This is a genomic window from Paenibacillus xylanexedens (genome assembly GCF_001908275.1).
Classification (GTDB): domain Bacteria; phylum Bacillota; class Bacilli; order Paenibacillales; family Paenibacillaceae; genus Paenibacillus; species Paenibacillus xylanexedens_A.
This window is the reverse complement of the sequence record NZ_CP018620.1, coordinates 5,262,304-5,276,866: the sequence shown is the minus strand read 5'-3', so window position 1 is coordinate 5,276,866 and position 14,563 is coordinate 5,262,304. Positions and strand designations below refer to the sequence as shown.

At 43.6% G+C, this 14,563-nt stretch carries 11 protein-coding genes; 10 read left to right on the top strand and 1 reads right to left on the bottom strand.

Annotated features, from left to right (window positions below):
- The first annotated feature begins 14 nt into the window (after positions 1 to 14).
- The 7 genes from BS614_RS23035 (at position 15) to BS614_RS23005 (ending at position 7,624) form a co-directional block, all read left to right on the top strand.
- Complete coding sequence (locus BS614_RS23035) at positions 15 to 860, top strand: TlyA family RNA methyltransferase (RefSeq protein ID WP_074095692.1); 846 nt, start codon at positions 15 to 17, stop codon at positions 858 to 860.
- A gap of 84 nt (positions 861 to 944) precedes the next feature.
- Positions 945 to 1,430 carry a hypothetical protein gene (locus BS614_RS23030; RefSeq protein WP_074095691.1) on the top strand — a complete coding sequence of 162 codons (486 nt, stop codon included), beginning with the start codon at positions 945 to 947 and terminating at the stop codon, positions 1,428 to 1,430.
- Positions 1,431 to 1,514: 84 nt separating this feature from the next.
- Positions 1,515 to 1,964 (top strand): transcriptional regulator AhrC/ArgR, encoded by a 450-nt coding sequence (gene ahrC / locus BS614_RS23025; protein WP_017687604.1) that lies wholly within the window; start codon positions 1,515 to 1,517, stop codon positions 1,962 to 1,964.
- Between the two features lie 277 nt (positions 1,965 to 2,241).
- Entirely contained in the window at positions 2,242 to 3,960 is a 1,719-nt protein-coding gene (gene recN, locus BS614_RS23020) for a DNA repair protein RecN (RefSeq protein WP_074095690.1), read from the top strand.
- A gap of 120 nt (positions 3,961 to 4,080) precedes the next feature.
- Positions 4,081 to 5,409, top strand: a complete 1,329-nt coding sequence (gene spoIVB, locus BS614_RS23015; RefSeq protein ID WP_036675010.1) for a SpoIVB peptidase — start codon at positions 4,081 to 4,083, stop codon at positions 5,407 to 5,409.
- Positions 5,410 to 5,604: 195 nt separating this feature from the next.
- A complete protein-coding gene (gene spo0A / locus BS614_RS23010; RefSeq protein WP_017687607.1) occupies positions 5,605 to 6,411 on the top strand; it encodes a sporulation transcription factor Spo0A in 807 nt (268 codons plus the stop codon).
- Positions 6,412 to 6,979: 568 nt separating this feature from the next.
- Positions 6,980 to 7,624 (top strand): diguanylate cyclase domain-containing protein, encoded by a 645-nt coding sequence (locus BS614_RS23005; protein WP_244898357.1) that lies wholly within the window; start codon positions 6,980 to 6,982, stop codon positions 7,622 to 7,624.
- Between the two features lie 469 nt (positions 7,625 to 8,093).
- Here BS614_RS23005 and BS614_RS23000 read toward each other — a convergent pair whose 3' ends face one another.
- Positions 8,094 to 8,906, bottom strand: coding sequence for a FlxA-like family protein (locus tag BS614_RS23000; protein WP_074095689.1), 813 nt, complete (start codon positions 8,904 to 8,906; stop codon positions 8,094 to 8,096).
- A gap of 204 nt (positions 8,907 to 9,110) precedes the next feature.
- On the opposite strand from BS614_RS23000, the gene BS614_RS22995 reads away from it, so the two are divergent.
- The 3 genes from BS614_RS22995 to BS614_RS22985 all read left to right on the top strand — a co-directional run bounded on the left by BS614_RS22995 (position 9,111) and on the right by BS614_RS22985 (position 14,430).
- Complete coding sequence (locus BS614_RS22995) at positions 9,111 to 11,072, top strand: AraC family transcriptional regulator (protein WP_167544414.1); 1,962 nt, start codon at positions 9,111 to 9,113, stop codon at positions 11,070 to 11,072.
- A gap of 187 nt (positions 11,073 to 11,259) precedes the next feature.
- Positions 11,260 to 13,233: an AraC family transcriptional regulator gene (locus BS614_RS22990; RefSeq protein ID WP_074095687.1), complete on the top strand. Its 1,974-nt coding sequence runs from the start codon at positions 11,260 to 11,262 to the stop codon at positions 13,231 to 13,233.
- Positions 13,234 to 13,392: 159 nt separating this feature from the next.
- Entirely contained in the window at positions 13,393 to 14,430 is a 1,038-nt protein-coding gene (locus BS614_RS22985; RefSeq protein WP_074095686.1) for an NAD(P)/FAD-dependent oxidoreductase, read from the top strand.
- Positions 14,431 to 14,563 lie beyond the last annotated feature (133 nt).

The following is a 14,563-nucleotide window of genomic DNA, read 5'->3' as shown; positions in this document are numbered from 1 at the left end:
GATAGGAGACAGACATGTCACTCCCGAAAGAACGAATTGATGTTCTGCTGGTTGAGCAGGGCTATTATGAAAGTCGTGAGAAGGCAAAAGCTGCAATCATGGCTGGACTGGTCTATGCCAATAATGAGCCGATCGAAAAGGCGGGCATGAAAATTCCAAGAGAAGCCGAGCTGAAAGTTAAAGGCTCGGTACATCCCTACGTCGGCAGAGGCGGATTGAAGCTCGAAAAAGCGATCCGTCATTTCGACCTTGATATGAATGGACTTGTCATGCTCGACATTGGTTCATCCACCGGTGGATTTACGGATTGTGCACTTCAGCATGGCGCATCTCACGTCTACGCTATTGATGTGGGCTATAATCAGCTCGATTGGTCTTTGCGTAATGATGAGCGGGTTACTGTTATGGAACGAACTAATTTCCGCTATGTGACTCCTGAAGATCTGACGGGACCCGTGCCGAACTTTGCGAGCATTGATGTGTCGTTCATTTCACTGCGAATCATATTGCCGCCACTTCTGGCTCTTTTGAAACAACCTGCAGATATCGTTGCATTGATTAAACCTCAATTTGAGGCAGGGCGTGAAAAAGTAGGCAAGTCCGGTGTGGTACGTGATACGAAGGTACACAAGGATGTATTGCAGACGATGCTTCATTTTGCCAGTCAACTTGGTTTGCATCTGCAGAGTTTAACTTTTTCACCGATAACCGGTGGAGAAGGTAATATAGAATTTCTCGCACATTGGCGTCTGGAAGCACCAGAGGCAACACAACCAGAGATCGATCCAGCTTCACTTGACGCACTTGCGGAGCAAGTTGCAAAGGAAGCAGCTCATACATTTACGGGAAACTCATCATAAGATGGGTTTCTTTTCGCTGGAAAGGTGATTGACGTAAAGGAAAATCATTACTGAACCTCGAATATGTCTTCGAGGTGAGCGATAATGGATGGTCAATATGACACAATCTTTATAGGTGTACTTGCTGTCTGTTTGATCTTGTGGCTGTTCTTTGGCTTGCGTAATTGGGTGAACCGACCGATGCCGGTAAGCTTGTCTGGAATGCAACTGAACGTGAAGATTCAGGATTCGCCGGCCTTGGATTTGCTTGAAGCACAGGGTTACGAAGTCATCGGTGGCAAAATGAAAGTCCCTCTGGCTTTTGAGGCCAATGAATCCGTTTATTACAGCAGATTATTCATTGATTATGTTGCAGAACGTGAGGATCTCAGATACCTCGTGAAAACGTCTCGTCGCAGACAGCCAATTGAAATGACCGGCCCTGCGCTAAGGGATCGCTTCCTCAATTATCTGTTGTTATATCCTGGCTGTGAAGGATTGCTGTATGTTGACGTGGAGGATTCCGATATAAAGTTAATCAGGCTCATGGACTATCAGGAAGATGTGTATGATGGGGATGATCTGGACTAATATAAAAAGATGAACATTGCAGGGCAAAGTCTGCGGCGAATTACAAATGCTGCTTTATTGCAATACATTTAACTGGAGGCATGTATGAAAGGACAAAGGCACATCAAGATTCGTGAAATCATTAGTCAAAATGAAATTGAGACCCAGGATGATCTGGTTGAAGCACTGCGCAAATCAGGTTTTCAGGTAACTCAGGCGACGGTATCCCGGGATATCAAGGAACTTCTGTTAATCAAGATTCCGATGGATGACGGAAGATACAAGTACTCTTTACCAACAGATCAACGATATAATCCGATTCAAAAGTTGAAGCGTGCACTCGTTGACAACTTCTTGCACATTGATCACACAAACAATTTGGTTGTGATGAAATGTTTGCCCGGAACAGCCAACTCCATTGCAGCTTTGCTTGATAATATTGAGTGGAATGAAGTTATGGGGACGATCTGTGGAGATGACACCATTCTGATTATCTGCCGGACTGAAGGTAACAGTGTGACCGTTATTGAGCGGATCATGGGTTACATTGCTTAAAGTGCGTGTTCAAAAAGGTTGGTTTTCAGTACCGAGAAGATGGGATGAAGCTAGAAATGGAGTAGCGGAGCGTAGGGAAACTACGTGAGCAACTGCAATGTTTCCGAAGGAAACATATTTCGTAAGCATCCCACTTATTTCGGCTGAATTCCATATTCGATGCTGATGATGCCACCAGGCATCCTTCGTAATCAAAAGCGGACTTTTTGAACAACCTCTTGAATCAATGGTTCAAAAACATAATATCTGAGTTAGTCATCCGGAGGTGTTTTTGCAGATGTTAGTTACGTTATCGATTCGTAATCTGGCTGTGGTGGAAGAAGTGGACGTTGTATTCCATCCGGGATTCCATGTACTTTCAGGGGAAACGGGTGCAGGTAAGTCGATTATTATAGATGCACTTGGCTTAATTGCTGGTGGACGCAGTTCAGCTGATCTGATCCGGTACGGATGTGAGAAGGCAGAGATGGAAGCCTTGTTCGAGATGGAGCAGAGTCATCCGGTATGGAAGACATTAGAGAAATTGGGTATTCATTGTGAGCCTGAAGAGCATTTGGTTATTCGACGTGAGTTGAATACTCAGGGGAAGAGTACGTCCCGCATTAATGGGCAATTGGTCAATCTGACCATGCTGCGGGAAGTAGGCGAGAAGCTGATCAATATTCATGGACAACATGAACATCAGAGTTTGCTGCGCGCTGAGAGCCATCTGGGGCTTCTCGATACTTATGGCTCGGAAGTCATCGGACCGATCAAAGCGAAGTACCAGGAGCGCTACAGCAAGTTTATCACGGCGGAAAAAGAACTGCGTGCGCTTCAGGAGTCCAGTCAGCGGGCATATCAACTCTTGGACATGTATCGCTTTCAGCTTGAGGAGATCGCAGCAGCAAGCCTTACACAAGGCGAGGATGAATTACTCGGGGAAGAACGGGTCAAACTATCCCATAGTGAGAAAATGATGGACAGTGTTGCTGGTGCATATGATCTCCTCAGTGGTCAACGCGGACTTGAAGCTGTGAGCATTGCTCTTTCAAGAATTGAAGATATTTCTGGATATGATAACAAAGGACTGCAACCAATCGTAGAACAGCTGCAATCTGCATTTTATCAATTGGAAGATGCGACATTTCAGTTAAGGGATTACCGGGAGAAGATTGAATTTAATCCGGCAAGGCTGGAAGAAGTGGAGCAAAGGCTGAATCTGATTTCTGGCCTCAGACGGAAATACGGGGACAGTGTTGAACTTATTCTGAGTTATTATGATCAAATTAGCCATGAAACAGATCAACTGGAGAACAAGGACGAACGGCTGGAGAAATTGCGAGCTGAACGTGACAAAATGCTTAACCTTGTGATGGAGTCTGCTGAAGAGCTCAGCAAGGTTCGCAAACAATGCGCCGAGGAACTAGCTGCACAGGTGGAAAGCGAGCTCAAGGATCTGCAAATGGAGCGGACTACACTGCGTGTTCAGATTACTCCTTTCGAAGATCCGAAGGGCATTGAATGGAATGGGCGCCGTATTCGTCTGAATCGTCATGGTGCGGACAACGCGGAATTCCTGATCTCACCTAACCCGGGTGAGCCATTACGACCACTTGGCAAGATTGCTTCAGGTGGTGAGTTGTCGAGAATGATGCTGGCGATGAAGAGTATCTTTGCGCGACATGACCGGATACCTGTGTTGATTTTTGATGAAGTTGATACCGGAGTTAGTGGTAGAGCAGCTCAATCCATTGCGGAAAAACTGTTCCGCTTGTCTTCGACTTGTCAGGTTTTCTCAATAACTCACTTACCACAAGTGGCTTGTATGGCAGATCATCAGTATCTCATTGAGAAACATGTCTACGATGGACGGACGATGACGCAGGTGGAATCGCTGTCAGACGAAGGCAGAGTGAAGGAATTGGCACGTATGCTGGGCGGCGTGGAAATTACAGAAAAAACGCTGCATCACGCACAGGAAATGCTGAATTTGGCGGAAGCCAAAAAAGGGTGAAACGGACGGCTGGCGTAATGATTGACAGTAATAAAAGCCTGGGGGCGAGGTTATCTTATAGGTACGCAATTGGCGACCACCTTTCGTCAAGCGAAAGAAGCAAAGGGAGTGTGACAGCCATTGAATTCCCCCCTCAGGAAGAAATTGCTAGGTCTTTTATTTGCCTTCTTTCTTTGTGTGATTAGCCAGGCCATTCAGCCTGTGCAAAGTTATGCTTCACTGCCGGATGAATTGCAGGTGTTTGCTGGCAGGCAAGCGGATGTCCGGCTCGCTGTACCTGCTGTTTCAAGCGCCGTTGTAGATCGACCAGATATCGTTGGTTTGGATGATCAAGCAGCGATGCATGTTACCAGGCAACAACCTTTGCATCTTCACCCTCAACAGACGGGACATGCCAAATTAACGTTGAAGTTGTGGGGTAAAATTCCGGTCAAAACAGTCCATGTGAATGTGATACCGGATTTGCGTGTTGTACCCGGGGGACAAACCATTGGCGTCAAGGTTAAATCGGCAGGCATTCTGGTTGTTGGACATCATCTGGTACGTTCCGGTCAGGATGAGCGTGTATCGCCCGGAGAAACAGCGGGCATTAAGCTCGGAGATCTGATTACGCATATGGATGGCAAACGTCTGGATGGCGTAGCAGGTGTCTCTGAAGCCGTTGAACTTGCAGGGAAAAGCAAAAAAGGTATTGATGTTGTGTTAAAACGTGGCAAGGAAACGGTGAAGACACGATTAACTCCGGCGTATGACTCCGAGGATCAAGCGTGGAGGCTTGGATTGTACATTCGTGATTCTGCAGCCGGTGTTGGCACACTTACCTTCTATGCTCCCGATCAGGGCGTATATGGCGCACTGGGCCATGTCATTACAGATATGAACACACAAACATCTATTGTTGTAGGTAGTGGTCAGATCGTTCAATCCAATGTGACGTCCATTTCTAAAAGCGAGACCGGTGATCCGGGTGAAAAACGTGCTCATTTCCTCAAGGAAAGCAAAATTTTGGGCAATATTGAACGTAATACGGCTTTTGGTATCTTTGGTAAAATGTCCGGAAATCCTGAGCACAGTTTGTATTCGAAAGGCATTCCCGTCGCTTTTTCTCATGAAGTAAAGGAAGGACCGGCCGAAATACTTACCGTGGTTGACGGTCAACAAGTTGAACGCTTCTCCATTGACATTGTTCATGTGGCAGATCAAACCGAACCAGCAACAAAAGGTCTGGTGCTTCGAATCACGGACCCGAAACTGCTGGATAAGACCGGAGGTATCGTTCAAGGGATGAGTGGTAGCCCCATTGTACAGAATGGTAAGTTGATCGGTGCAGTTACTCATGTATTCGTGAATGATCCAAAATCGGGTTACGGTTGCTTCATTGAATGGATGTTACAAGATGCTGGCGTTATGATGAAAAAGGAAAACGATAAGAACCTCAAGGCTGGCTAAACAGCCCTGAGGTTCTTTTTTGTCGAAAGCAAACATAATATATCGGATAATGAAATAAATTATTTATTATATAGGATCAAGAAAAAAAAATAAAGAAAAATAATTTTCGACAGAAGGAATTCAACTGGCTGTGTCGAAAATTTAACCTGTAAGGAAATGTACGAAACGATGTTTAATTTAAAGGAGGATACCGTTTTGCAAAAAATTGAGGTATTGCTGGCCGATGATAATCGTGAATTTACGAATTTGCTTGCCGAATATATATCTGAGCAGGAAGATATGGAAGTAACCGGTATTGCATACAATGGAGAAGAAGTACTGCAATTGCTGGAGCAAACTCGGGATGTGCCGGATGTATTGATTCTGGATATTATCATGCCTCATCTGGACGGTCTGGGTGTGCTTGAGCGCTTGCGCGACCTGAACCTGTCTCCACAGCCTAAAGTCATTATGCTTACGGCATTCGGACAAGAGAATATCACACAGCGTGCCGTGCAACTCGGAGCTTCTTATTATATTCTCAAGCCGTTTGACATGGAAGTGCTTGCGAATCGTGTGCGTCAACTGGTGGGAACACAGACGGCGATGTCCACAAGCAGCGGATCATCCATGTTCATGAAATCCAATGTTGTGCCAATGGGCAAACACAAAAATCTGGATGCAAATATTACGTCCATCATACATGAAATCGGCGTTCCTGCGCATATTAAAGGATATCAGTATTTGCGCGAAGCGATTACTATGGTGTATAACAATATCGAAATTTTGGGAGCCATCACCAAAACACTGTATCCGGCGATTGCCGAAAAATTCAAAACCACGCCGTCCCGCGTCGAACGTGCCATCCGCCATGCCATTGAAGTGGCTTGGACACGCGGCAACATCGACAGCATCAGCCACTTGTTTGGTTACACGATCAATATCAGCAAGTCAAAACCAACAAATTCGGAATTCATTGCGATGGTTGCTGACAAGTTGAGAATTGAGCATAAGGTAAGCTGAAAGGGTCAGGAGTAGTGAGCTGGCAAGTATAGTTTGAATACAGATTAGATTCTAGTCTAATGGATTTTTGGCGTCCTATATCTGAATTCGTTCATTTCAGGTCCATAAACTTCTGTGAATTAATGCCAACGAATACCGTCATTTATTGGATTAAAGATATCCAGTAAATGACGGTATTTTTGCATAACGAAATAACACAGAACATGATGATGAAATTTAGTGTTGCATCATTGTTTCTGAATTTTGAGATCAAGCATTAAAATAAGCTCCCTATAGCAAAATTTAGAAAAGGAAATATTTCATAAACTTTTACCTTCAGTTAACGCTTTTTCAAGTAGAAAGTGGTACGATGTGACCATTGACAAAGACCTACATATATATTTGAAAAGTTCGGATTAGATGCTACGAACAGAGGGGTAGAATAGTATGTTTACGCAAATAGGCGAGATTGCTGAACCAATTCCTGTAGTACAATCTGATACAAAATGTGATATCGTCTATCATCTGTTCAAGTCCAATCCTAGTCTGGAAGGTATAGCTGTTATGGGGGGAGAAGTGTGTGTCATTAATGATGCGGCCCCGATTCTTTCAGCAGATTGGCACCCAGTATGGCTATAATCTGTACATGGGACGTCCTGTAGAACTGGTAATGAACACGCAGGCACTGGTCGTGGATTATTCGGAACAGATTACAGATGTCAGTGTTCTAGCCATGGACCGAGATGAAGGGGAAATATATGATCTTGTGTTGGTCACGTCAGGGGAAAGTTTCTTTGGAGCTGTGAGTATTCGGCGTTTGCTACTTGCTGTTGCTGATGTACGGGCTGAAATGGCGATTTTTATGAACCCGCTGACTGGTCTTCCAGGTAATCATATCATAGATGAAAGGCTGTCTCAGGCTCTTCAGATGGACCATTTTAGCGTACTGTACGTTGATCTCGATCAGTTCAAATCTTACAATGATAGCTATGGCTTCAAAATGGGGGATCAGCTTATTCAGGCGACAGCTAACTTGCTTCGTAAGCTATTTGTTCCGCCTGAAGCTTTTCTTGGACATATCGGTGGTGATGATTTTATTACAATCCTGAATCACCATCATTACAAACATATTAGTGAGGAAGTCATCTCAGGTTTTGAGGAAAGGAAAAAACGTTTTACAACGAACATGATTGGCATAATCAATATGTTCTGGGAGAAGGGCGTTCCGGGCTGAATCGACCCATTCCTCTCGTGTCGGTATCTATCGCCGTTGTAACCAACAGCAAGCAAAAATATGAAAACATTGATCAGATTATTGATGAGGCCACACGCATCAAAAAAGGTTGTAAAGCGATTGCTGGAAGTATCATCTGTGCCAATGATACCGCCAGTACTCCGTGCTAGACATAAGAAATAATCATACTATCTAAGTTGAAATATACATTTATATGAGAATGTAGAGGACACAAGGAACCTAAGGAAGTGATCTAAAAGCTTTTTACAAGAAAGCTTCTTTGTAATCCTAGGCTTCGCCTTAATACCCAAACGTTAAAATGCTGAAAAACCACTACGTATCAGGTATTAGTCACCTGTCATAGTGGTTTTTCTATCATTTGATGCGTGAGGGTCGAAGGCTGTGTGCCGAATAGAAAACACTTCAACCCCAATATGTATACATATAAGTTAGTGTAATCAGAGCGTGCTCAGATTCGAATATCGACGGATGGATATGAAGTAGCAGGAGATGCAGAAGCCGGAGTTTGCAGACCATTTCCTGATTTCTGATCTGTGGTTCCGCCATCTGATGGATGCTCCTTACTTCCCGTTTTCTTTCTTTCATTTACTTCCTGATCTTCTTTGTTCGTTGAGGTTTTATACGGAGGCGACTTAAGTGAATCTTTTGACGCAGGTTGATGGATTTCTTTTATCAGATCTCCAATTTTCTGATCCGTCTTGCTCAGCTGAGAGTTGATATCCTGAACCATTTCACGCTTCATTTTAAAAACAGTTTGCTCTGCGTTTTCTAGCATCATTGATTTTCCCATATCATTACCCGTGTCATTATCCAGAACGATCCGATCGAATCTGGTCTCTCCCTCAAGAGTTTTAATGGAACCATGCATTCGATCACGTAAGCCTACTAATTTACCCAACTGATCATATGTCTGGCTATGTTTAACAATATGATTCATGGATGGATCTAAGGACCCTTCACTAGATTGAGAAGGTTCTTCTTGCTGCTTAGGTTTCTCAGACTGATTTGTTTTATTTTTCTCTTGAAGTTCTTCTGATTGAATTTGGGAAATTTGGTTATCAACTTGTTGAATGAAACTAGTTAAAGATTTAACTCGTTCGGCTTTTATTTTGCTATCAAGTTGATCATTGGTTTTAACCGCCTGTAGATCCTCATTAAGTCGAGCCTTTTGTTTCATAAGTCCCTGAATTTCTTTATCCCGATTGGAGACTTGATTCCCGGGAGTGAAACTGCTTTTGGTTGCAGATGAGATTGAATTCATATCCTCTGTTCTCCTTCTCCGCTTTATCATGGTTCTATTTACATATATCGGATGTTAAGAGAAGGATTTGAATAGCTCTTTTTTTGTCTGAATGGATGCTTATACATCGGTTGTATTGCGTACTTCATCATAATAATTGATAATGGTTATCAATAAGTGAGTAAAGTACAGACACAATTTATGTAGACGGAGATGGGTAGCAAAATGTGGAATGATTATTATATCCTCTGGAACTATGCTGCGGTGAGTATAACAGATATCCGTTACATGGAATTAGAGGCGTATGAAGAGATGAAATACAAATTTCCGACGAGTACCTTTGTACTCACCATTCAGGGTGATGCCGGAGTGACCATTGACAACCAAACGTATGAAGTGAGTCGCTTTTATATTCTCCATGGGGGAAAAGGGAGTAAGTTGGTGATTCAAGCAGGCGAATCCGGATTGCGCCTATATTACTTGATGTACAAAGCAAACCTGCCTAGTGGAGGGAGAAACGATCTGGGAAGGTTAATGGAGCGTATCAATCCGTTCCAAATGAACTATGGCTTTACCCCCGATATGCCAACCATTCTATATGAGCAATTGAAAAAGATGCACTTTTTTTGGGATCAAAAGAACCCTATTCAGCACTTTCAGGCCAAGAGTTTGTTCTATGCATTTGTGGAGCAGATCTCATCACAGATTCCTCGTATATCCAATCGTTATCCAAGTATTATGGATCAGGTCAGCAAAGTCATTGAAATTGTAGAGTCTTCGTACACCCAGCCACTTACACTTCATGTTTTGGCAGAAATGATCGGCACCAGCCCAAGAAGTTTGTCACGCAAGTTCAAGCAGTCGACTGGAACCAGTCCCATCGATTATCTGATTCAGTTTCGTTTGTTCAAAGCCAAAGAGATGTTGCTGCAAACGGATGCCACGTTGGATGAGATCGCTGTAGGAATCGGTTATCCGGATGGATATTATTTGGGGCGTATGTTCAAGAAACATACAGGTCTTTCTCCTCTGCAATTTAAAGAAAAGACCTCAGCACCTCTAAAATGGCCTGATCTGACATCAGGTGTGGCGCGAAATGACATTTTCAGAGGTGGAAGTGGAAGGTATGTTTATACTGATGGTGATAATCATTATCAATATAAGCATGGAGGGTCAATAAATATGAACAGACAGACAAGAACGGGAATGTTGCTTAGTATTCTACTAAGTCTTACGTTACTGCTAAGTGCCTGCTCAACAGGTGTTGCCAGTAATTCGAGCGGGGATGCATCCGGAAGCAATAGTACGTCAAGTTCCACGAAGACAGTAACAGCGGAGAATCAAAGCAAATCATCGGTACCCCGCACAGTCTCAACGGTTAAGGGAGATATTACAATCCCGGCTGAACCTAAACGGATTGTGGTTGACTTGTATCTGGGAAGTCTGATCGCCCTGGGGATTAAACCTGTGGGTACACCCGAGATGAACCTGAAAAATCCTTATTTTATCAAATCACTTGAGGGCGTGCAGAATATTGGTGAATATGAAACCATTTCTCTCGAAAAGGTGTTGGAACTTGAACCGGATCTCATTGTGACAGGTAATCCTGATTTATTTGATTCCTTTAGCAAAATTGCACCTACCTTGGTTGTACCTTATGGCGAACTGAAAAACACCCACGAAGAAATTGCCTATTTCGGTGAAGTGCTAAATAAAGAAAAAGAATCTGAGGCATGGTTAACCGATTATGACGCAAGAATTGCAGATGCCAAGAAGCGTGTTGGTGAGGCGATTGATCCGCAGGCAGAGGTGTCGGTCATGCAGTTTTATGATAAAGCACCGTTGGCCTTTGGTGATAATTTTGGTCGAGGAGGTCAGGCAGTCTACAGCGCGCTTGGTTTGAATCCTCCTGCAGATAAAAAAGAGACTTTAATGAAGGATCAACTGGTTGAAGTTTCATCGGAAGCGATTCCTGAGTTTGCCGGAGACTACATCATTCTAACAGCGGACAATCTGACCTTGGAAGAGTTGAAATCGAAACCGGTCTGGAGTTCACTGGATGCGGTCAAAAATGATCGTGTGTTTATCTGGAGCCCGGATCGTTCATGGTACTTTGACCCGATTGCAACATTGGATCAAACAGAGGAATTGGCTGCGTGGTTTACGAAGATCTCTGAACCAAAATAAGTCTAACAAGTGATGGATGAGATGAAATCCAATTCCACTCTAAATTTCAGTTGATAATGAAAATTATTATCATTTATAATAAAGGTATATTAGTGAACCTCTGCTACGCATATGTTATCGGATGTGTGGCAGAATGATGACCTTGTAAGGTCTTTGTTACGGGTGTGCTGGGATTGGAGAGTATTCGATGCAATTAGACGAACAGATGAAATGCTGGAATCATGCCGCTGTTAAGGTTCTGGATATACGCCGGATCGTTATGGAGGCAGGAGCACAACTGGATGCCTATACACTTCCGGCAAATGGTTTTATATATACGATTCGAGGATCGGCTGTGCTTCAGTTGGATGGACAAACATACAAGGCAGAGCGGTTCTACATGCTTCATGGGGCCAAAGGATCTTCACTGGATATCCAAACCAACGAAGATTTCGAATATATTCTGCTCTATTACAGAGCATTCCTTGCCTTTCCTAGTTATCGTAAAAAGTGGTTATTGGCACAGCCGGAAGTTGCACCGTTCTCTTTGCAATATGGATTTGCACCGAGTAGCCCGCTGGGCTTGTTACGTTACCTTGATGAGCTAGAGGATTCATGGATTCAATCTGGCAGTCTGGATCTGCTTCATACAAAAAGTTTATTTTACCAGTTCATTCATGAAATGATGGTTCAATTGGCAGAGCAGGAGATCAAAACAGAGCTTGCTGACCCGGTGAAACAAACACTTCGTTATATCCAGAACCATTATAGGGAACAGGTCACGCTTGATTTCCTGGCTGAACAGTTCAACTACAGCTCCCGACATTTATCCATGCAATTCAAACGACAGACGGGTTACAGTCCCATTGATTATTTAATTCAGACTCGAATCGCCAAGGCTCGGAATCTGCTTGTACGATCTGATGCAACGCTGAGTGAAATTGCAGCAGAAGTGGGTTATTCGGATGTGTATTATTTTAGTCGTATCTTCAAAAAACATGTGGGGATCTCTCCGATTCAGTATCAACGAAAGATGAGAGAAGAAGCGAGAACAGAGGATCGTCCATTGGTAATCTCTGAATCGTCCATTGGCCGAAGATGGAAGTCGGGATATATTGATTATGAGAATCATTATCAATATATAGACGGAGGGTCTACACCAATGAAAAGAAAGAAAACAAGTTCCAGTATGATTATGGTTGCATTATTGAGCATAACGATGCTCCTCACAGCCTGCTCTTCAGGTACAGCTACAACACCAGCAGCTGGCGAAGGAACGGGTGCCAGTTCCAATAACAGCAGTACGGCAGTATCATCAGACACAGGAAGCCAGACGAACAAAGACAATGAAACACGCACGGTCTCAACGGTTAAGGGTGACGTAGTTGTTCCAGCAAATCCTAAACGGGTTGTTGTACTATATCTCCAGGGAGACGTCGTTGCGCTTGGAATTAAGCCAATTGCTACATCTGAAGTATTCAACGGGGCTGCCTACAAGAGTGAGCTTGAAGGTGTAAATTCACTAGGGACTTGGTTCGAACCGAATCCTGAAGCTGTCATTGACCTTGATCCGGATCTGATCATTGTTCCTTCAGAAGAGACGTATACGTTATTAAAGGATATTGCACCTACGGTATATATTCCGTACGAGAAAATGACAACAGAAGAAAGACTCCAGAGTATAGCGAGTATTTTTGGCAAAGAACAGGAAGCTGAGACATTAATCAATAATCTCAATAGCAAAGTCGAAGAGAGTAAGCAAAAACTAGCAGATGCAGGCATATTGGACAAAACGGTTTCCATTGTGGAGGGCGGTTTGAAAGGTATGGTCGTTGTAGAGAGCAAACAATATGGCCGAGGATCTCAGGCATTATATGAATATTTGGGGATGAAAGCACCTGAAGTGGTACAAAAGAAAATTGATGTAGTTTCGGAAGCGGGAGGCTCTAATTTATCCATGGAAGTGCTGCCTGAATATATCGGGGACTATGTGTTTCGTTCGGTGTATGAAGGGGCAGATAACTTGACGGATGATCCAATATGGAGTAGCATACCGGCTGTTAAAGAAGGTCGCCTAATTGAGATTGATTTTGATTTCTTCTACTATTCAGATATCTATTCAGTCAACAAACAAATTGATTTTGTTGTCGAAAAGCTGTTGGCGGCTCCAAGAGCGCAATAGTTAAGAGCGGAGTTGTTCATAAAATTTTTGTACAAGAAATGTTTGTTTTTTAGCCATTGTATTTTGATAAGATTACCATTACACTAGAATTTAAGTGATAATGAGAATCGATATCAAATACTCGATGTTCTGGATCGAATTAACGGAGGTATTTTTAATATGAATCAGCAGTTGGAACTTTATGATGTAACCATTATCGGCGGTGGCCCTGCGGGCATGTACTCTGCCTTTTATAGCGGCATGCGGGATATGAAGACCAAGTTGATTGAGGCACGTGACAGATTGGGCGGTCGCATGCTCTTTTATCCGGAGAAAATGATCTGGGATGTCGGGGGTGTGACGCCAATTCTGTGTGAAGATCTGATCAAACAATTGGAAGAACAGGCAAGGACTTTTGAGCCAACCCTCGTATTTGAACAACAGATCGAAGGATTCAAGCGTCAACCTGATGGCACAATTCTGCTAACTTCTGCAACAGGTGAGCAACACTGGACACGTACCGTCATTATGGCAATCGGATATGGTATATATAAAATGGCCAAGCTGGAGCTTGAAGGTGCAGACCGTTACGAGGTTAGCAATCTGCACTATACCGTGCAAGAGCTGGAGCCATTCCGTGGTAAACGCGTGTTGATCTCGGGTGGAGGCGACTCTGCTGTGGACTGGGCGAATGAACTGGAAGCTCTGGCAGAGCAAGTTACGGTTGTGCATCGTCGTGACCGCTTTGGCGGGCTGGAGCGTAATGTACTGCGTATGAGAGAATCCTCTGTAGATGTCCGTACACCTTATGCGGTAGAGACACTGCATAGTATGAGTGGTGATGTGATTGAACAGGTGACCATCTCACACGTGGACACAGGTGAAACTGAAATGCTTGAAGTCGATGCTGTCATTGTAAACCATGGCATGAAGAGTGACTTTGGTCCAATCCGGGATTGGGGACTTGATCTTGGCGAATGGCATGTCACTACAACGGAGAGATTACAAACCAATATTCCTGGTGTTTTTGCCGCAGGTGATTTTGTAGATTATGGTAGCAAACTGTATTTGATTGCTGGTACTTTCACTGATGCAGCCCTAGCGGTAAACAGTGCGAAGCTTTACATGGACCCTGAAGCGGAGAAAGTGGCTTATGTTTCTTCCCATAACAGCCGCTTCAAGGAGAAAAATAAAGCACTTGGTGTTGTAGAAGAATAAAGGTTTGCATTTGGATACGTTAAGATGACTTCGGGTTAATTTAATCCCGAAGTCATCTTTTTTTGCATAAAATGGTTAATAAGAAGGCATAATTTCACCAGACACAACGGCTATCGAATTGAATATACACTAC

Bases quoted from the DNA above. Each gene is read 5' to 3' on its own strand.
- BS614_RS23035 (WP_074095692.1), top strand. From the start codon at position 15: ATGTCACTCCCGAAAGAACGAATTGATGTTCTGCTGGTTGAGCAGGGC.
- BS614_RS23030 (WP_074095691.1), top strand. From the start codon at position 945: ATGGATGGTCAATATGACACAATCTTTATAGGTGTACTTGCTGTCTGT.
- ahrC (WP_017687604.1), top strand. From the start codon at position 1,515: ATGAAAGGACAAAGGCACATCAAGATTCGTGAAATCATTAGTCAAAAT.
- recN (WP_074095690.1), top strand. From the start codon at position 2,242: ATGTTAGTTACGTTATCGATTCGTAATCTGGCTGTGGTGGAAGAAGTG.
- BS614_RS23005 (WP_244898357.1), top strand. From the start codon at position 6,980: ATGATGCGGCCCCGATTCTTTCAGCAGATTGGCACCCAGTATGGCTAT.
- BS614_RS23000 (WP_074095689.1), bottom strand. From the start codon at position 8,906: ATGAATTCAATCTCATCTGCAACCAAAAGCAGTTTCACTCCCGGGAAT.
- BS614_RS22995 (WP_167544414.1), top strand. From the start codon at position 9,111: ATGTGGAATGATTATTATATCCTCTGGAACTATGCTGCGGTGAGTATA.
- BS614_RS22990 (WP_074095687.1), top strand. From the start codon at position 11,260: ATGCAATTAGACGAACAGATGAAATGCTGGAATCATGCCGCTGTTAAG.
- BS614_RS22985 (WP_074095686.1), top strand. From the start codon at position 13,393: ATGAATCAGCAGTTGGAACTTTATGATGTAACCATTATCGGCGGTGGC.